The 16,514-nt window shown below is 65.1% G+C and carries 18 protein-coding genes; 9 read left to right on the forward strand and 9 right to left on the reverse strand.

Annotation, left to right across the window (positions count from 1 at the left end):
• Positions 1 to 105: 105 nt before the first annotated feature.
• The 3 genes from A3OK_RS22780 to A3OK_RS0114680 form a co-directional block, all read right to left on the reverse strand.
• The gene (locus tag A3OK_RS22780; RefSeq protein WP_155912027.1) at positions 106 to 1,416 is read right to left on the reverse strand and encodes a calcium-binding protein; all 1,311 of its coding nucleotides are present in this window, start codon (positions 1,414 to 1,416) and stop codon (positions 106 to 108) included.
• 344 nt (positions 1,417 to 1,760) lie between these two features.
• Positions 1,761 to 2,384: a hypothetical protein gene (locus A3OK_RS0114675; protein ID WP_019905642.1), complete on the reverse strand. Its 624-nt coding sequence runs from the start codon at positions 2,382 to 2,384 to the stop codon at positions 1,761 to 1,763.
• A 35-nt stretch (positions 2,385 to 2,419) separates the two neighbouring features.
• On the reverse strand, positions 2,420 to 3,901 hold the full coding sequence (locus tag A3OK_RS0114680; RefSeq protein ID WP_019905643.1) for a TIGR00366 family protein: 1,482 nt from the start codon (positions 3,899 to 3,901) through the stop codon (positions 2,420 to 2,422).
• Positions 3,902 to 4,088: 187 nt separating this feature from the next.
• Here A3OK_RS0114680 and A3OK_RS0114685 point away from each other — a divergent pair, with 187 nt between their 5' ends.
• The 3 genes from A3OK_RS0114685 (at position 4,089) to A3OK_RS0114695 (ending at position 5,833) form a co-directional block, all read left to right on the forward strand.
• Positions 4,089 to 4,445 (forward strand): hypothetical protein, encoded by a 357-nt coding sequence (locus A3OK_RS0114685; RefSeq protein ID WP_019905644.1) that lies wholly within the window; start codon positions 4,089 to 4,091, stop codon positions 4,443 to 4,445.
• A 143-nt stretch (positions 4,446 to 4,588) separates the two neighbouring features.
• Entirely contained in the window at positions 4,589 to 4,876 is a 288-nt protein-coding gene (locus tag A3OK_RS0114690; protein ID WP_019905645.1) for a hypothetical protein, read from the forward strand.
• Between the two features lie 210 nt (positions 4,877 to 5,086).
• On the forward strand, positions 5,087 to 5,833 hold the full coding sequence (locus A3OK_RS0114695) for a nucleotidyltransferase domain-containing protein (RefSeq protein ID WP_026597286.1): 747 nt from the start codon (positions 5,087 to 5,089) through the stop codon (positions 5,831 to 5,833).
• Positions 5,834 to 6,228: 395 nt separating this feature from the next.
• Here A3OK_RS0114695 and clpB read toward each other — a convergent pair whose 3' ends face one another.
• Positions 6,229 to 8,859, reverse strand: a complete 2,631-nt coding sequence (gene clpB / locus A3OK_RS0114700) for an ATP-dependent chaperone ClpB (RefSeq protein WP_019905647.1) — start codon at positions 8,857 to 8,859, stop codon at positions 6,229 to 6,231.
• Positions 8,860 to 9,060: 201 nt separating this feature from the next.
• Here clpB and A3OK_RS0114705 point away from each other — a divergent pair, with 201 nt between their 5' ends.
• The gene (locus A3OK_RS0114705) at positions 9,061 to 9,852 is read left to right on the forward strand and encodes an MOSC N-terminal beta barrel domain-containing protein (RefSeq protein WP_026597287.1); all 792 of its coding nucleotides are present in this window, start codon (positions 9,061 to 9,063) and stop codon (positions 9,850 to 9,852) included.
• 119 nt (positions 9,853 to 9,971) lie between these two features.
• Here A3OK_RS0114705 and A3OK_RS0114710 read toward each other — a convergent pair whose 3' ends face one another.
• Positions 9,972 to 10,247: a hypothetical protein gene (locus A3OK_RS0114710; RefSeq protein WP_019905649.1), complete on the reverse strand. Its 276-nt coding sequence runs from the start codon at positions 10,245 to 10,247 to the stop codon at positions 9,972 to 9,974.
• Positions 10,248 to 10,401: 154 nt separating this feature from the next.
• Positions 10,402 to 10,665, reverse strand: a complete 264-nt coding sequence (locus A3OK_RS0114715; protein ID WP_036302876.1) for a hypothetical protein — start codon at positions 10,663 to 10,665, stop codon at positions 10,402 to 10,404.
• A 231-nt stretch (positions 10,666 to 10,896) separates the two neighbouring features.
• On the opposite strand from A3OK_RS0114715, the gene argB reads away from it, so the two are divergent.
• Entirely contained in the window at positions 10,897 to 11,796 is a 900-nt protein-coding gene (gene argB, locus A3OK_RS0114720; RefSeq protein ID WP_026597289.1) for an acetylglutamate kinase, read from the forward strand.
• Positions 11,797 to 11,881: 85 nt separating this feature from the next.
• Here the strand turns inward: argB and A3OK_RS0114725 are convergent, their stop codons facing one another.
• Together A3OK_RS0114725 and A3OK_RS24045 are read right to left on the reverse strand one after the other, a co-directional pair.
• The gene (locus tag A3OK_RS0114725; RefSeq protein ID WP_155912028.1) at positions 11,882 to 12,493 is read right to left on the reverse strand and encodes a hypothetical protein; all 612 of its coding nucleotides are present in this window, start codon (positions 12,491 to 12,493) and stop codon (positions 11,882 to 11,884) included.
• 541 nt (positions 12,494 to 13,034) lie between these two features.
• Positions 13,035 to 13,202 (reverse strand): hypothetical protein, encoded by a 168-nt coding sequence (locus A3OK_RS24045; RefSeq protein ID WP_019905654.1) that lies wholly within the window; start codon positions 13,200 to 13,202, stop codon positions 13,035 to 13,037.
• Positions 13,203 to 13,678: 476 nt separating this feature from the next.
• Between A3OK_RS24045 and A3OK_RS0114740 the strand changes: the two genes are divergently transcribed.
• The 3 genes from A3OK_RS0114740 to A3OK_RS0114755 all read left to right on the forward strand — a co-directional run bounded on the left by A3OK_RS0114740 (position 13,679) and on the right by A3OK_RS0114755 (position 14,829).
• Positions 13,679 to 13,945 (forward strand): hypothetical protein, encoded by a 267-nt coding sequence (locus A3OK_RS0114740; protein ID WP_019905655.1) that lies wholly within the window; start codon positions 13,679 to 13,681, stop codon positions 13,943 to 13,945.
• A 196-nt stretch (positions 13,946 to 14,141) separates the two neighbouring features.
• On the forward strand, positions 14,142 to 14,513 hold the full coding sequence (locus A3OK_RS0114750; protein ID WP_036302313.1) for a hypothetical protein: 372 nt from the start codon (positions 14,142 to 14,144) through the stop codon (positions 14,511 to 14,513).
• A gap of 61 nt (positions 14,514 to 14,574) precedes the next feature.
• Positions 14,575 to 14,829: a hypothetical protein gene (locus A3OK_RS0114755; RefSeq protein ID WP_019905658.1), complete on the forward strand. Its 255-nt coding sequence runs from the start codon at positions 14,575 to 14,577 to the stop codon at positions 14,827 to 14,829.
• A gap of 84 nt (positions 14,830 to 14,913) precedes the next feature.
• Here A3OK_RS0114755 and A3OK_RS22790 read toward each other — a convergent pair whose 3' ends face one another.
• Entirely contained in the window at positions 14,914 to 15,255 is a 342-nt protein-coding gene (locus A3OK_RS22790) for a type II toxin-antitoxin system HicB family antitoxin (RefSeq protein ID WP_155912029.1), read from the reverse strand.
• Between the two features lie 845 nt (positions 15,256 to 16,100).
• Between A3OK_RS22790 and A3OK_RS0114765 the strand changes: the two genes are divergently transcribed.
• Positions 16,101 to 16,502: a hypothetical protein gene (locus A3OK_RS0114765; protein WP_019905660.1), complete on the forward strand. Its 402-nt coding sequence runs from the start codon at positions 16,101 to 16,103 to the stop codon at positions 16,500 to 16,502.
• Positions 16,503 to 16,514: the final 12 nt, after the last annotated feature.

Below are 16,514 nucleotides of genomic sequence, written 5' to 3' on the forward strand. Positions count from 1 at the left end.
CAAACGACAGGCTGTTCCACGGCTCTTACGATCGCTCGACGCAGGGAGCTCGGTGATCGCAATCGCGATCGCGATCGGCCGGGTTTCGCGCCGCCTATCCGGCGCTCACACGACGAAGGCGTCGAGGAATGTGACGTGGTCCAGGGGAAAGGGACCGTTCGGAGGGACGAAGTTGAAGTCGCTTTCGCTCAGCCTTGACGCATTGACGTTGTGAAGCGTGATGGCGTTCGCAGGATCGATGCCGGCGAACATCACCAGAGTATCCTTCGTCCCGGCGATCTGATGGTAGATGACGTCATCGAAGCTCTGGACGAGTAGAGAGACGTCGAGACTGTCGGTTCCGATCTTGAACTTGTAGATGTCGTCCGCCCCGAAACCGTCCTCGAACACGAACAGGTTGGGTCCGGCGCCGCCATAGAGCCGGTCGTTGCCGGTGCCGCCGACGATCAGCGACAGGTCGGGTCCAGCCTTGATGATGTCGTCGCCGCCCTCTCCGGCCAATATGGAGAAGCCGCTGTCTTTGGCTCCTCTGATGACGTCGTCGCCGGCTCCGCCATAGAGAAAGTTGGCGCCCCTGCCCCCGACGATCGTGTCGTTGCCCCGCGACCCGATCAGGCCGACGCCGCCGTCATCCCCGGCGCGCGAGATGATGATGGTCCCCGTGGTGACGTCCGAGAAGTTCACGGTCGAGGTATCGCCGACATAGACCTTCTCGATGCGGGCAAAGGACCGATCGTCGAACTCGGTATAGTCCGATCCCTGGACGAACAGCGTGTCCTTGCCGATTCCGCCGTCGAGGCTCGCTCCGGCCCCGGTCATGACCAACCGGTCGTCGCCGGCACCGCCGAGCAGAATGTCATGACCGCCCGCGCCGCGCAGGGTGTCGTTTCCGGCGCCTCCTGCCAGGAGGTTGTCTCCGGCATTCCCCGCGAGGATGTCGGCTCCGCCGCTGCCGAGGAGATTGCCGATATGGGTCAGGGTATCGCCCTGGGCATCGCCACCCGTACTAACGCCCGAGGCGAGGCTCACCCTCACGCCGGCTGCGGAATGCTCGTAGCTGGCCGTGTTGTCGCCGCCGCCGCCATCGAGGCGATCCGCCCCGGCACCGCCTTCGAGGATGTCGTCGCCCGAGCCGCCATGGAGGACATCGCCGAAATTGCCGCCCACCAGCGTGGTCGAGCCGGTTCTATCGGCGTAATTCAGAAACAAACCACCTGTCGTGCGCAGTAGAGTGCCGAAGTTGAAGGTTAGATCCTGGCCGTCCGTATCGTTTTCATTTCCGATCGCCAGAACGCCCGATCGGAAATCGACGTGGATGTCGATGGAAGCATCGCTGGAGAAATAATCCCCGCCCATCGTCACGCTCGAAAGCGACGATGAATAGTCGCCGCCCGGGGTAATATACGTGCCGGCCATCGTCTTATGTCCCGCCTTTGGCGACTAATCGGGACTGTCTATTGGCCGCAGCTTAACCCGTCAATTGCAGGTCCCACGGAAATCGGGCCGATCTTCTCAACAGGATTTCACTCACCCTATACCCGACCTCGTCGAGCCCGACCTTTGGGTCGAGCTCGGGGAGACTTGGTGTTACGGCACCATCGGCAAGTGGCCGATGAGCTGCAGGAAGCTGACACCGACGATGTCGCGGGTGGCCTTCGTCATGATTCCGGCCTTCGTCGTGGCGATCGGAGACGTCGCCGTGCGACTGGACCAAGGCGACCGGCGAACGCCGGGGTAATGACTCACCCCGTGCCGGCGCGTCACCTGATCAGTGGCGGCAATGGCGGGGTCGTACCTTCCGGCAGAGCCGTCTGCGCCATGTTCATGCTCATGGCGAGCAGCGTGTAGTAGCCGTTGATCCCCGCCATCTCGATGGCACCCTGCTCGCCGAAGGCCTCGACCGCGCGGCGGTAGGTCGTGTCACTCACGGCCTTGTTGCGGTGAAGCTCGGTCGAGAACGCGTAGACCAGCGCTTCCTCGTTCCCCATCGCGTCCGGACGGCGACCTTCCTGGATCGACGAAACGACCGCCGGATCGAGGCCGGCCTTCAGCGCGATCGGCTGATGGATGTGCCATTCGAGCTGCTGCGTCCATTCCCGCGCCGTGATCAGGATGATGAATTCGCTGAGACGGAGGGGAAGCACGCTGCGATAGCGCAGGTGCAGGCCCATGTTGCTCGCGTTGGTCATCAGTTCCGGGCTGCGCAGCAAGGGCACGAACGGTCCGAAAACCGGCACCTTGCGGGCAGCCAGGAAGTCCTCGGACGCCTTCTTCTGGGCATCGCTCAGACGATCCTGCGGGATGTCCGGCATTCGGTCCTGGGCCAAGGCGGGAAGACTCCAGAGCAGGAATGTCGACAGGACCGGAAGGATCATGAAACGCATGGGATTCGCTCTCTCCGGAAGGACGCGCGACAAGCCTACGGCATCACCGGCGGGTGATAGGTCAGGGTGAAGGCGAGCGCCCAAAGCAGGAACAGCACCACCGGCAAGTGGACGATGAGCTGCAGGAAGCTGAAGCCGACGATGTCGCGAGCCTTGAGGCCGAGGATACCGAGGAGCGGCAGCATCCAGAACGGGTTGATCAGGTTCGGCAGCGCCTCCGCGGCGTTGTAGATCATCACCGCCCAGCCGAGATGGACCTGCAGCTCGTTGGCCGCCTGCATGACGTAGGGGGCTTCCAGCAGCCACTTGCCGCCGCCCGACGGCACGAAGAACCCGAGCACCGCCGAGTAGACGCCCATGGAGATCGGGAAGCTGCCCGTGGTGTTCAGCGCCACGAAAGCGTGGGTGATCACGTCCGAGACCGAGGTGCCGCCCGCGTTCTTGGCGCTCGTCAGCATCGCGCTGATCGCCGCGTAGAGCGGGAACTGGATCAGCACGCCGGCGGTGGCGGGCACCGCCTTCGCCACCGAGGCGAGGAAGTTCCTCGGGCGCCAATGCAGCAGCAGGCCGAGGCTGAGGAACAGCAGGTTGTAGGTGTTGAGGTTGGAGATCGCCGTGATCCAGGATTGGCGTGCGAATTCCTGGTAGAGCCAGCCGCCGGCGATGACGACGAGGAGCAGGGTCAGGATCGGCGAATGCTCCAGCCATTCCGAGGGCTGTTTCGGACGGGACTCGTCGGGCGTGTCGCGCGAGACGTCGAGGCCGAGGTCGTCGGCGGTCACGGCCGTGCCGGGCTTCGGCGCCGAGACATAGGCGATGACGATCGAGATCACGAACAGGATCGCCGCGATCAGCATCGACTGCCACAGGAAGATCGTCTCGCTGAACGGGATCACGCCGGTGATCGGCAGCAGGCTCGGCGGCAGGCTCTTGGGGTTCGCCTGCAGCTGGGCGGCCGACGAGCTGAGACCCATGGCCCAGGTGGCGCCGAGGCCGAGATAGGCCGCCGCTCCGGCCGCCCGGTAATCCATCCGCAATTCGGTGCGGCGGGCCAGGGCGCGGGCGAGGAGGCCGCCGAAGATCAGGCTGAGGCCCCAGCTCAGGAAGGACGACAGCATGGTCGCCGCCGCCACGAACCCGACGGCGCCCCGGCCGGTCTTGGGCACGAGGGCGAGCCGGTCGATCAGGCGCTGCACCGGGGGCGCCGTCGCCACGACGTAGCCGCCGATGGTGACGAAGGCCATCTGCATGGTGAAGGGGATCAGGCTCCAGAAGCCGTCGCCGAAGCTTTTGGCCACCACCAAAGCGGGGGCGCCGTTGGCCAGCGCGCCCAGGGCGACGATGACCACGGCGATGGCGACGAAGATGAAGGCGTCGGGAAACCAGCGCTCGGCCCAGACGGTGAAGCGGATGCCGAGCCGCGAAAGCGCCCCATCGCTCTCCGTCGTACCCGCCGGGTGGCCGGAACCCGGCTTGCCGGGATCAGAATCGCGGGGGTCTGGATGGAGTGCCGACATCTGAAATCCCGCCCCTGTCCGGCCTGGTCGACCAAGCCGGCGCAGCGCATGTTGCCCAAACGCGGCGCATGCTCAAGCCCGGCCATCCCGCTTTTCACCGGACAAGGGCGGAGGGTCGTCTCTCCTTCAATGTTCCTTCAATCCTGCCGGTCTACCTATTGGTCACTCCCCTTGGAGAGAACCACGTGTGACCCGGCCAGCGAGCAAATCCACCCTGGACTCCATCCGCGATCACCGCCGCAAGGTGGAGGTCATCGCCCGCGATCTCACCGACGGGAGGTCCGACGGTCGCGTGGGTGAGGATGAAAAGGCGTTCGGCTCCCAATCGGCATGGCTGCTCGGCATCCTGGCCAGCATCGCGATGGTCCTCGGACTCGTCCTGCTCATCCTGGCGCTTCCCCCGGTCCTCGATTGCCGAAGCCGGTCCGAGAGCGGGTTCTTCGTCGGCCAGACCTACGGCGCCTGCGTGTCGTCCAGCATCTCGGCGCGCTGGACCCTGCTCGAGGGACGGCTGAAGATGGCGATGCGCGGCTCCGGCCGCTGACCCGCGCTCATGATCGTAGGCCAGAGACACGATCCTCCGCCGACGCCACCGCGTGGTCGATATCGCTCGGTCGGGACACGCTCCTGGGCGGTGGAGAGGGTTAGGATTGCCGTCATCACAGCCGGCGAAGCAGGAAAGAGGGAGTGAAATCCTTGCTCTGGCTCAAGTTCGGAGTCGCTGCCTTGATAAGCGTCACCGGCGGAGCCGTCGTCATGGCGGGCACCTTCATCTGCGCCGTCGCCGCGTTCGTGCTTTCTATGTCCGTCTACGACTTATTGGTCCCGCACGATGTCCATTATGGAAAAAACTGGCCCATCAGCCGTGTTTTGACAGCATTGATCTCATTAATTGGAGGATTTATTGCGGGCATCATTGGAATGATTAGAATTTGCATATCGCTGGCTCCAAGGTTGAACCGTTTTTTCAGATGAGATGCGCATCGATGTGAAAGCCGACGAGTGACTTCCCAGATCGGGCAATCGGGCCGTCGCCAGCCTTCCCCGCGTCGCGGATCGTGGAAAGTGTGCAGTGGCTCAACCGCCGAGCGCGCGCCCAGCGCGACCTTAGAATGTTGACTCTCACCCCCCTGCGGCCGCTCCAGGGATATTGTCGCCTGCTCGAAAGCGGACATAAACCAGGGCATGAGCGTTCCCCCGTGCCCCTCGCCTTCTGAAGCCCTGACGATCGCTGGAACCATACTACGCGAGCGATATCCAGGCGCCTGCTTCGCCTTTGTCGCCGGGTCGATCATGCGAGGCGAGGGCACGAACCTGTCCGACATCGATCTCGTCATCGTCTTCGAGGCTCTGGAGGCCGCGCGCCGCGAGTCCTTCACCTTCAATGGCGTCCCGGTGGAAGCCTTCGTTCACGATCCCGGTACGCTGGCTTGGTTCATCAACGATGACGCAGCGCGGGGCCGTCCCTCGATCCTCAACATGATCGCCGAAGGTCATGCCATCGGTAGAGCCCTCAATCGGGCCGAAACGCTCCGGGACTCCGTCTCAATAAGGTTGAGAGCTGGCCCACCGGCGTTGACGCAGGCCGAGCTGGATGTGTTTCGGTACGAGATCACGGATGCAGTGGATGATCTGCGAGGGGAACGGAACGCGCCCGAGCGTCAGGCCATCGGCATCATGCTCTATCCCAAGATGGCCGAGCTGGCGTTACGGGGCCGAGGCCAGTGGAGCGGCGTAGGAAAGTGGCTGCCGCGGCTGCTTGCGAAGAACGACCAAACACTCGGGGATCGCTTCGATACCGCGTTTCGAGCGCTTTTCGGGGCCGGTCAGCCGGATCCCGTGATCGCTTTGGCAGAGAGCGAATTGGCCCCGCACGGCGGCCGATTGTTTGACGGGGATCGCCGAACCGCGCCTGCAAACTGGCGTGCGTGAAGGCTTTAGCGGGCGATGGACCGGTCCTGATGTCGAGCACCGCAGACCATCCGCTTCGGAAGCGACTTTGCCAAGGCGCCAGGACAGCCATCCGACTGTCCACGATGACGGCAACGAACCTGCATCCGCTTGCGTAAGTCATTTCTTCCGACGCGGACTGACGATTTTCCACCCGGTGCGTAATTTTTTTAGAAAAGTGCAGTCGCACGGCACGCCTTGACGGTGGAGGACCGATTACAAAACCCTTCATTCTCTCGGTGAAGGGTCGGACACGGCCCCGCTACACGCCCACCATCCGCCCGGATTCGACCATCGGGCCCGGCCACGAAGCGGCGTGACGGGTCCGTGGGCTCCCGATGGGGCGAACCCTTCGGGAGCCGTGGGAATGCCCCGCCTCAGTTGAGGGTGGCGCTCGTCGGGCGGCGCTCCGGCACGCCGGGATCGTCGCCGATCATCAGGCCGGACGGGCCGAGCCGGACCTGCACCGCCTCGCCGTCATGGATGCGGCCCGCGAGCAGCTGCTCGGCCAGCCGGTCCTGCACCGCCTTCTGGATCACGCGCTTGAGCGGGCGCGCGCCGTAGGCCGGGTCGTAGCCCTTGTCGGCGAGCCAGTCGCGAGCGTCCGTCTCAACCTCGAGGGCGATCTTGCGCTCGTCGAGGAGGGTCTGGAGCCGCCCGAGCTGGATGTCGACGATCGCCCCCATCTCCGACCGGCGGAGACGGTGGAACAGGATGATCTCGTCGATCCGGTTGAGGAATTCCGGCCGGAAATGCTGGCGCACCACGCCCATCACCTCGTCGCGGACCTCGTCCGTCTCCTGCCCTTCCGTCTGCGCCACCAGATATTCCGACCCGAGATTGGAGGTCATGATCAGGAGCGTGTTGCGGAAATCCACCGTCCGCCCCTGCCCGTCGGTAAGGCGGCCGTCGTCGAGAACCTGCAGCAGGACGTTGAACACGTCCGGATGCGCCTTCTCGATCTCGTCGAACAGCACGACCTGATACGGCCGGCGCCGCACCGCCTCGGTGAGCGAACCGCCCTCCTCGTAGCCGACATAGCCGGGAGGCGCGCCGATGAGCCGGGCGACCGAATGCTTCTCCATGTATTCCGACATGTCGATCCGCACCAAGGCGGTGTCGTCGTCGAACAGGAAGCCGGCGAGCGCCTTGGTCAGCTCGGTCTTGCCGACACCCGTCGGCCCGAGGAACATGAACGAGCCGATCGGCCGGTTCGGATCCTGCAGGCCAGCGCGGGCACGCCGCACGGCGGTGGCCACCGCCTCCACCGCCTCGCGCTGGCCGATGACGCGCTTGCCTAGCTCGTCCTCCATGCCGAGGAGCTTCTCGCGTTCGCCCTCCAGCATCTTGTCCACGGGCACGCCGGTCCAGCGCGAGACGACGCCCGCGATATGGGCCGGCGTCACCGCCTCCTCGACCATGCCGTCTCGGCTGACGGCGGATTCCGCCGCCGCCTCGATCTCGGCGAGACGCTTCTCGAAACCGGGGATCACGCCGTAGGCGAGTTCGCCGGCGCGCTGATACTGGCCCTGGCGCTGGGCGTTGGCGAGTTCGGTCCGGGCCTCGTCGAGCTTTTTCTTGAGCTCGGCGGCGGCTCCCAGCTTGTCCTTCTCCGCCTTCCAGCGGCTGGTGATGGTGGCCGATTGCTCTTCGAGATCGGCCAGTTCGCGCTGCAGCCGCACCAGGCGGTCGCGGGAGGCGGAATCGGTCTCCTTCTTCAGCGCCTCGCCCTCGATCTTGCGGCGCACCACCTCGCGGTCGATGTTGTCGAGCTCCTCGGGCTTCGAATCCACCTGCATGCGCAGGCGCGAGCCGGCCTCGTCCATCAGGTCGATGGCCTTGTCCGGCAGGAAGCGGTCGGTGATGTAGCGGTTCGACAGGGTCGCCGCCGCCACCAGGGCCGCATCCTGGATGCGCACGCCGTGATGCTGCTCGTACTTTTCCTTGATGCCGCGCAGGATCGAGACCGTGTCCTCGACGGTGGGTTCGGACACGAAGACGGGCTGGAAGCGACGGGCCAGCGCCGCATCCTTCTCCACGTGCTTGCGATACTCGTCGAGCGTGGTCGCGCCGACGCAATGAAGCTCGCCGCGCGCCAGGGCGGGCTTGAGCAGGTTCGAGGCGTCCATCGCCCCATCCGCCTTGCCCGCGCCGACGAGGGTGTGCATCTCGTCGATGAACAGGATGATGCCGCCGGCCGCCGCGGTGACCTCGGACAGCACGCCCTTCAGCCGCTCCTCGAACTCGCCACGGTACTTGGCTCCCGCGATCAGGGCGCCCATGTCGAGGGCGAGCAGGCTCTTGTCCTTCAGGCTCTCGGGCACGTCGCCGTCGACGATGCGAAGGGCGAGGCCTTCGACGATCGCGGTCTTGCCGACGCCCGGCTCGCCGATGAGGACCGGGTTGTTCTTGGTGCGGCGGGACAGGACCTGGATGGTGCGGCGGATCTCCTCGTCGCGGCCGATGACCGGGTCGAGCTTGCCCTCGCGGGCGGCCTCGGTGAGGTCGCGGGCGTATTTCTTCAAGGCGTCATAGGCGTTCTCGGCCGTGGCGTTGTCGGCGGTGCGGCCCTTGCGGAGGGCGTTGATCGCGGCATTCAGCGATGCGGCGGTGACGCCGGCCGCCGTCAGCGCCCGGCCCGCCTCGGTGTCCTTCTCCACGGCGAGGGCCAGCAGCAGGCGCTCCACGGTGACGTAGGAATCGCCGGCCTTCTGGGCGGCCTTCTCGGCGGTGTCGAACAGGCGCACGAGTTCGCGCGTCGCCTGCGGCTGCGCGGAATTGCCGGAGACCTTCGGCTGCTTCGCCAGCCATTGCTCGGTCTGCGCCAGGGCCACGCGCGACTGTCCGCCGGCACGGTCGATGAGACCGGCGCAGAGGCCCTCGGGATCGTCGAGCAACACCTTGAGCAGGTGGCCCGGCTGCAATTGCGGATGGCCTTCGCGAAGGGCCAAGGATTGCGCGGCCTGGACGAAGCCACGGGCGCGTTCGGTGTAGATCTCGAAATTCATGTCGTTCCTCTCCCCGTGCCGACGATCCACCGCCCGCCAAGCGGCGCGGCCCCGTCGAGACGTCGCTCCCCGACCGGACGGTCCGGGGAACATCGGCGCCGTGACGGCCGCCGATGCCTCACGATGTAGTGTTGCAAATGAGCACCACAAGACCCGATCACGGACTTGCGTGCGGATGCGGCTTCGGGCGAGGCTGAGGCCATGAGTGCTGCCCAGATAAGTCCCCCCGAACTGCGCCTGGAGGCGCTCCATCGCTATCCCGTGAAGGGGCTCTCGCCCGAGCGCCTGGACGCGGCGACGCTCCAGGCCGGAGCCTACTTTCCGGGCGACCGGCTCTTCGCCATCGAGAACGGGCCGTCCGGGTTCGATCCGGCCACGCCGAAGCACCAGCCGAAGATCAAGTTCCTGATGCTGATGCGCAACGAGGCCCTGGCCCGCCTCGATACCCGCTACGACGCGGAGACATCCGTGCTCACGATCAGCCAGGGGAACCACGTCGCCGTCGCGGCGGACCTGTCGCATCAGGACGGGCGGGAGGCGGTGGAGGCGTTCTTCCGCACGGAATTCGCGGATGCCCTGCGCGGGCCGCCAAAGCTGCTCGCAGCACCCGACGGCTTCCGCTTCACCGATTCGGCGCGCGGCTTCGTCTCGCTCCTCAACCTCGCCAGCATCGCGGCGACCGAGGACATGGTGGGAGCGCCCGTCGACGCGCTGCGCTTTCGCGCCAACCTCCACCTCAGCGGGCTCGCCGCCTTCGCCGAACTCGATCTCGTTGGGCGCGTGGTCACCTCGGCGGGCGGCGTACGCCTGCGGATTTCCAAGCGGACGGAGCGGTGCGCGGCGACCAATGTCGACCCGGCGACCGGCATCCGCGACCTCGCGATCCCGCGAACCCTCTCGACGCATCTCGGCCATACCGATTGCGGCGTCTACGCGGAGGTGCTGGGCGGAGGCCGTCTCGAACGGGGCGAGACGCTCCGGCTCGAAGCCTGAGGCCGTCTACTCGGTCACGATGAGCCTGCCTCCTCGGTCAGTCTAATCGAGATCCGGCGGACGAAAGCCGTGGCGCGGGCAAGCCTCGTTTCCACTCGGCGTGCGGGGGACGGGATCGGTCAGATCGCGTGGCGCGGGACGAGCACGATGGCGGCGGCGTAGCCGGCCCGGCGCAGGCCGCGGAAATCGGCGTGGCGCCGCTCGCAGGTCACCTTGACGTACCGCTTCTCGCCGTCGTCGACCCAGGTCGAGGCGGCCATGCTCTGGCCATGGACCATGCATTCCATCGGCGTGTTCGCCGGAGACACGATGACGTCGAGGGCCGTGGTGCGGGAGCAATCCTGCGTCGCGAGGACGCTTGAGCAAACCAGGGCAACGGCTAACAGTTCGGACATGACGGACCCCATTTTCGGTGCGACGAAAAGGTCCGCGGTGTTGCTCAGGCGTCGAGCGGCCGCGTGATTATTGCCTGAGCGTTCCCCACTGTATCTCGTTGGACTTGACCTAGCATGACGTATGCCAGGCTCGTTTCTTGATGAGCTTCGGGCTTCAGCGGCGGAGCGGCGAGGGTGCGATCCGCGAGGCGCCGATGACGAGGCGGTCCTCGATGCGGGACGTGAGCCAGACCGGCTCGGGCTCGGCGCGAGGCAGGATGCTGGCGACGGCATCGAGATCGACGACGTAATTCTCGGTCAGCTTTCGCCAGACATCGACGGGAGAGACGGCGTCCTTCCCGATCCGGCCCAGGGCGGCTGCGAGAACCTGAAGGCCGGTGAGCACCGGCCGGGCGACGAGGGGATCCGCGTTGAGCATCGGAAGATGGTCCTGTGCGATGTCACACACGATCACAGGACAGCGTTAACAAACGGTTACATCGCTCCGGTAACCCGCCTCCTCCGACCGCCCCCTTCCGCGGGGCTCGATTTTTCCGGGTTCGACCGGCTCGGAGCGCTTCGCGATGCGAGATCCCTGCGCTAGAAGCGCGTCGTCGCGCATCCCGATCCGGCGCCGAAGCGAGGACACGGCCACACGATGGAAGACCCCTTGTCGCAAGACGCCCTGCCGAACGTGCACGTGCGCGCGGAAGTCCTGGTCCAGGCCCTGCCCCACATGCAGCGCTACGACCAGGAAATCGTCGTCATCAAGTATGGCGGCCACGCCATGGGCGATCGCGCCGCGGCGGAGGATTTCGCCGAGGATATCGTGCTTCTCGAGCAATCCGGCCTGAAGCCCATAGTCGTCCATGGCGGCGGCCCGCAGATCGGGCGCATGCTCGGCCGGCTCGGCATCCAGTCCGAGTTTCGCGGCGGCCTGCGCGTCACCGACGAGGCCACCGTCGAGGTGGTCGAGATGGTGCTCGCCGGATCGATCAACAAACAGATCGTCGGCTGGATCTCGGCCGAGGGCGGCCGTGCCATCGGTCTCTGCGGCAAGGACGGCAACATGGTCCGCGCCCGCAAGGCGACGCGCACCGTGCTCGACCCCGAGAGCCAGACCGAGCAGGAGGTCGATCTCGGCCTCGTGGGCGAGCCGGAACACGTGGAACGCGGCGTCCTCGACGCGGTGCTGAAGGCCGAACTGATCCCGGTCCTCGCCCCGGTCGCCTTCGGCGCCGACGGGCAGACCTACAACGTCAATGCCGACACCTTCGCCGGGGCGATCGCCGGGGCGCTGCGGGCCAAGCGCCTGCTGCTCCTCACCGACGTGCCGGGCGTGCTCGACAAGGACAAGACCCTGATCCCCGAACTCACCCTGGAGGATTGCCGCCGGCTCATCGCCGACGGCACCATTACCGGCGGGATGATCCCGAAGATCGAGACCTGCATCTACGCGCTGGAACAGGGTGTCGAGGCCGTGGTCATCCTCGACGGCAAGGTCAGCCACGCCGTGCTGCTGGAACTCTTCACGGACCACGGCGCCGGCACGCTGATCCGCCGGACCTGAAAACCTCCGGCCCGGAACGTGGCGTCCACGTTCCGGGTCCGAGACTCCGTCACGACAGAGCCCCGCTCAATAAGATGACCCGGCGTCAGGCCTCCTCGGCTGCGTCGGGATCCTTCATGCCCGCTTTCGCCCAGAACACGGCCGTCGCCCTGCGATAGGCCTTGCGCAGGGCCGGGCCGTCCGGGCCGGCCGATCCGATATCGTCCCAGATCTGCCGGCAGAGCCGCGCCTGCTCGGTGAAGCGGCCGGGATTCTCCGTCTTGGAGGCGGCCTCCAGCGCGGCCACGATCCTGCGCATGCGATCGACATTCTCGGCGAACGTCTCGCCCCGTTCGGCGACACGCTGACGGGCGGCCTCGACCTTCGCCGCCCTGCGGTCCACCGAATTCTCGCCATCGGCCGCCTCGCGCGCGGGCACCGCCTCGTCGGGCTGGCGGGCCTCCTGCAGCTGCCTCAGCGCCGCACGGCCGCGCAGGATCAGCGCCTTGGCATCGGGCCGCCCCTGGGTCGCCGCCCGCAACTCGCCATGGAGGCGCCGGGCGACGTCGACCGTCTTGCGGGAGGGTGGCGTCTCGGGAATCGCGGCGGCCGCCCTTTCCAGCGCGGCGACGATCGATTCCGCATCGGCCGAGGCCTGCCCTTCGGAGCCGCCGAGCTTGGATATCGCCATGGCCTTGTGGTCGGGCTCAACGCTCACGATGAAAACCTCTCGATCGGTGTGAGGCGCCGCGCTGTGAGACGTCTCGTCGACATTCCGCGGTGTACGCCACGGCGGCGATGGTCGCGAACACGCGCCCGACGCCGCCTCGCACGAACGCCGACGTCACAGCGTGTCGCCGCCGGCCGGCATCGACCCCGGCGGCGCGTCGCGCCGGTCGACGCCGGATGCACCGCGCCAGACCTTCGGACCGGCCTCCGCAGCGGGGGCTAGACCTATCGCCTCGGCCGCGACAGCGTCAAGGCGAGGCAGAAATCGGAGGCAAGAGTGGCATGGATCAACCACCCCCTCCGTCCCATACCGACGTGGACGTCGCGATCCCGTAGCGGATCATCCGTCTCGGCGAATTCCCCGAACCGACGATCCGCCGTCACTCGCACCATCGTCAGGAGATGCTTGGCACCGCGACGGCGTTTCTTGTTCCCGACCTCGGATGCGACCGCCGCCATCGATGCCCCAAACGAAAAGAGCCACCCCGGAGGGTGGCTCTGATGCTCACGCCGAACGCGATGGAACGGTGTCAGGCGGCCTGCTTGAGGGCGGCCGGTGCATTGTCGTTCACGAGGAACAGCTCGCCGGCGGTGACGAGGGCGGTGCTCTTCGGGGTCAGACGGTCGGCGACGAAGGCGACCAGGGAGATGTTGGCAAGGCCGGCGACGGCGACGGCGGCGAGAATCAGAGCGGTCATGGAAGGCTGTCCCTCAGGGCGTTTGCGTTGCAGCATTTATGGCAGCGCTCGCCCCTCGTTGGTATACCAAACTCCAGATACCAGTCATGCGCCGAATGCATGAAGGCCGCCGGATATCGCCCGAGCACTGCGTTTAATGCATTATGCTGCACGAGCCCATCCGGTCGCCGGATTTTTACTTCATCCTCCTTGAGGCGTCCCGCGTCCCGCTTCCCCGTGACCGTATGCTAGCCCCGGGCCGGCGCCCGGGAAGCAGCCTATTCCCTCCGTGCCGATTCCGGCCGGAGGCTCTCCCGATGTGGGCGCATCCGGTCTCAAGGGCTTTGCCGCCGGTCCATTCGCATCGCGGAACTTAATCCGCCCCGTTGCGTGCGTGACGACACGTCCAGAATGAATGTGCCACCCCATATTAGTGTCAGACAGCAAGAGACGGACCTGATCCCAGGACTGTATTGCAAGGGAGCTCAGTTATACCAATGAAGACCCGTATCGCCGCCATCGCCACCGCTCTTGTCCTTGGCGTTGCTCCGATCTCGTCCGCCATGGCTTACGACAGCCCCTCCCGCTACACCGCATTCTCGCCCTACGAGGTCGACACCACCGGCTCGCTCTATGGCCGCGGCGATCTCGGCTCGCGCAATCCGGCCACCTGCCCGATGAGCTCGGCCGCCGAGGGCAACGCCAACCAGCAGAACTTCCCGGTCCAGCAATACGGCCAGACCTCCGGCGGCAACCGCTGCTGATCGGCGGACCGGAACACAGCCAGGGGGAGCTCAGTCATGGGAATGAAACTCTTCACATATGCGATGATCGGCGCCTTCGCCTGCGGCCTCATCGGGACCATCGCCGGATCGGCGACAGTGGTGATGGGCTTCTGACGACGGGGACGTCCAAGACGATCTGACGATCACGCGGCAGGGCGAAAGCCTCGCCGTTGTCATGTCCGGCACAAATGACGGCGCAGTCCTCATAGGCCGCATGATCTCACTCTATGACCGCAAGGCGGTAAACGCCTTGGCGACCGACGACGGGCCGGTGATGCTGATCAAGAAAACGCAGGCCAGCCTGCGCCGGTCTACCTGCTCGAACGATCCGACCATCCGGTTCTCGATGGACCCACTGCGCTATGGCAACCGCCCCATGGCGAGCGACCGCAATCGCTTCGTTCGCTGCGCGCCCGACTGCAATCAGGCGAAGTCCTTACGCGAGGAAGAGATGACGGTGGCGAAGGAGCTCAGCGAGGCCAAGGCTGCGAACGCGCGGGTCTTAATGGGCGCCATCATCACCGCATCGCAGGCCATGGCGGCCTAGAGCCGAGCGCAGGCCTTCCTGCGCAGAATGCTCAAAGACGGGGATAAAGGCAGGGGTCACGATGGCCGGCCTCACGACGCTTCTCGGCAATCGGCTGACGTGGTTCACGGTCGCCCATGTCATGCTGTTTTCCACCTTCGCGCGTTACGCGCCGGTCTCCTCGGTCGCCGACACGGTGAGGTTCGCCGCGACCACGATGGGGCCGATCGGAATGGTAGCGGGTCCAGTGGCGCTATCGCCGGATCTGAAGTGGATGGCCGACGGGCTCCGACCGGTGCTCAGCGAAGGATCGGCCTGCGAGCGCCCGCCGCTCTAAACCCCGGCACGCCCCGTGCCTCGCTCAGCATTGGTGTTACGAATGGACCCGCCCGCCTTAGGCCGTGGCGGGTTTTCTTCGTTTTCAGGCCGGAACGAACGAGACGACGAGACGCCCACCGAGCGCATGGGCCGCCGCCTCCATCTGACCCAATTTGGTGCCGTGGTCCGGATCGAGAATTCGGCGAACCTCGACCTCGTCCCGATCCATCGCCTTGCCCAGCGCGGACTTCGACAGGCCGCTTCGTTTCCATGCCTGATACACCGCCGCCTTCGCTGCGGTGCGGCTGGGCAGCGAGGCCCGGTCGGCACCATCCGCAACGGTACGCGGCGCATGGAGATCGTCCCCGTCCTTGATCCGGCCGCGTACAGCCGCTGCCAGAGCCTCACGCATTTCGCGCAGGGCCGCTCTTCGTAGTGCCGCCACCTATCGCTTCGGGCAGATCCTCAGACCGCGCAACGAAGTACCCGTCCTCTTCTCGGACCGACACACCGTAGGTCCATTCGTTCTCCATCGGCGGTAGCGGGCTAGCGAAGCGCAAGCACGGGTAAAATCCCGCCGCTAGGCGGGGTTCAACTTAAGCGACCTCCGTACCTCCTTAACAATCACCGGGTTAAGCTCCCCGCTTTGTATTGTTGTCTTGTGATCGCCTGATTTTATCCGATAGCGACTTCCTCTTCCTGCGTCCTTGTCCACCTAAAATCTTAGATTATGCTTTCGGGCGTACTTGGCGAGGTCTCGGATAAGTGCTTCGCGCTTCACCTCTCGTCTCCGTTTCGGCAAAGACAATATCGAACATTTATATTGGATATTAAAGAGGCGTCGAACATGAATATTCAATCACGGGCGAGCAAAGCGGTATCGCTTTGGCTGGGCTGGTCTTGCTACCGTTCCATTATCCGAGCCCAGAATGCCCGAGCCGTCGCGCGGAGGCGAGCGCGAGATCCGGCGACAACCAGGTTATCGCGTCACACTACACAAGCATAGAACTTTCATTTTCTTTATTACCCTCCGCCGGCGCCGAGTATCACGACTATACTTTCAATGCCTGAAAGGCCGTGTTTCGATCTGCTCGATACGGCCGGTGTCAACCTCCGATACAACATCAGCAAGCTGCATCATTTTCAAGGAGGCTGCGCTACCGAGCAGCGTGATCGCTACCAACCATAAAAAAAACAAACATGCTTCACTAATTCTTCAACATCCGCTCTGACGCTAGACTGTGGCCAGCGCCAGAGGCGGACGATCACCACGATCTCGATGCGGTCCGAATGAAGGCAATCCTCGGCGCCAAACATATCGTCCCCGCAACGCTCAGGACCGGGGCTCCGTTCAGGGCGGCCATCCTGAAATCCTTCGAGGTTATCGATGACTCCGGCGGCACCGTGCTGACCATGCCGTTCGACAATGTCGTTGTGCTTGGCACCAAGCCGTCGATGAAACGAACAGGGGTATGGCACAACCAACTGCCGCAGCCCCAGGGCAAGCGCGATGTACACCAATCTTTGAGTGTTGCGCAGGCGAGACACATGGCAGTCCGTTGCTCGATGAGCAGGTTGCGGTGTAGCCTTTTCGTATTTTCTCAATGCCATCGGTTGTACGCTGCACTGCATGCAACGGACGTCCTTTTCGTCGCAGCGATCCCGTGCGTTCCCTTCCAGGCCAGCTATTGATAATGCGCAGCA

It is taken from the genome of Methylobacterium sp. 77, assembly GCF_000372825.1.
In the GTDB taxonomy this organism is placed as follows: domain Bacteria; phylum Pseudomonadota; class Alphaproteobacteria; order Rhizobiales; family Beijerinckiaceae; genus Methylobacterium.

What these genes read in the sequence shown, in the direction of transcription:
- A3OK_RS0114740 (WP_019905655.1), top strand. Translation starts at nt 13,679, where the DNA reads ATGAAGACCCGTATCGCCGCCATCGCCACCGCTCTTGTCCTTGGCGTT.
- A3OK_RS0114710 (WP_019905649.1), bottom strand. Translation starts at nt 10,247, where the DNA reads ATGTCCGAACTGTTAGCCGTTGCCCTGGTTTGCTCAAGCGTCCTCGCG.
- clpB (WP_019905647.1), bottom strand. Translation starts at nt 8,859, where the DNA reads ATGAATTTCGAGATCTACACCGAACGCGCCCGTGGCTTCGTCCAGGCC.
- A3OK_RS0114675 (WP_019905642.1), bottom strand. Translation starts at nt 2,384, where the DNA reads ATGCGTTTCATGATCCTTCCGGTCCTGTCGACATTCCTGCTCTGGAGT.
- A3OK_RS0114755 (WP_019905658.1), top strand. Translation starts at nt 14,575, where the DNA reads ATGGCCGGCCTCACGACGCTTCTCGGCAATCGGCTGACGTGGTTCACG.
- A3OK_RS0114695 (WP_026597286.1), top strand. Translation starts at nt 5,087, where the DNA reads ATGAGCGTTCCCCCGTGCCCCTCGCCTTCTGAAGCCCTGACGATCGCT.
- A3OK_RS0114765 (WP_019905660.1), top strand. Translation starts at nt 16,101, where the DNA reads ATGAAGGCAATCCTCGGCGCCAAACATATCGTCCCCGCAACGCTCAGG.
- A3OK_RS0114715 (WP_036302876.1), bottom strand. Translation starts at nt 10,665, where the DNA reads ATGCTCAACGCGGATCCCCTCGTCGCCCGGCCGGTGCTCACCGGCCTT.
- A3OK_RS0114750 (WP_036302313.1), top strand. Translation starts at nt 14,142, where the DNA reads ATGTCCGGCACAAATGACGGCGCAGTCCTCATAGGCCGCATGATCTCA.
- A3OK_RS22780 (WP_155912027.1), bottom strand. Translation starts at nt 1,416, where the DNA reads ATGGCCGGCACGTATATTACCCCGGGCGGCGACTATTCATCGTCGCTT.
- A3OK_RS24045 (WP_019905654.1), bottom strand. Translation starts at nt 13,202, where the DNA reads ATGACCGCTCTGATTCTCGCCGCCGTCGCCGTCGCCGGCCTTGCCAAC.
- A3OK_RS0114680 (WP_019905643.1), bottom strand. Translation starts at nt 3,901, where the DNA reads ATGTCGGCACTCCATCCAGACCCCCGCGATTCTGATCCCGGCAAGCCG.
- A3OK_RS0114705 (WP_026597287.1), top strand. Translation starts at nt 9,061, where the DNA reads ATGAGTGCTGCCCAGATAAGTCCCCCCGAACTGCGCCTGGAGGCGCTC.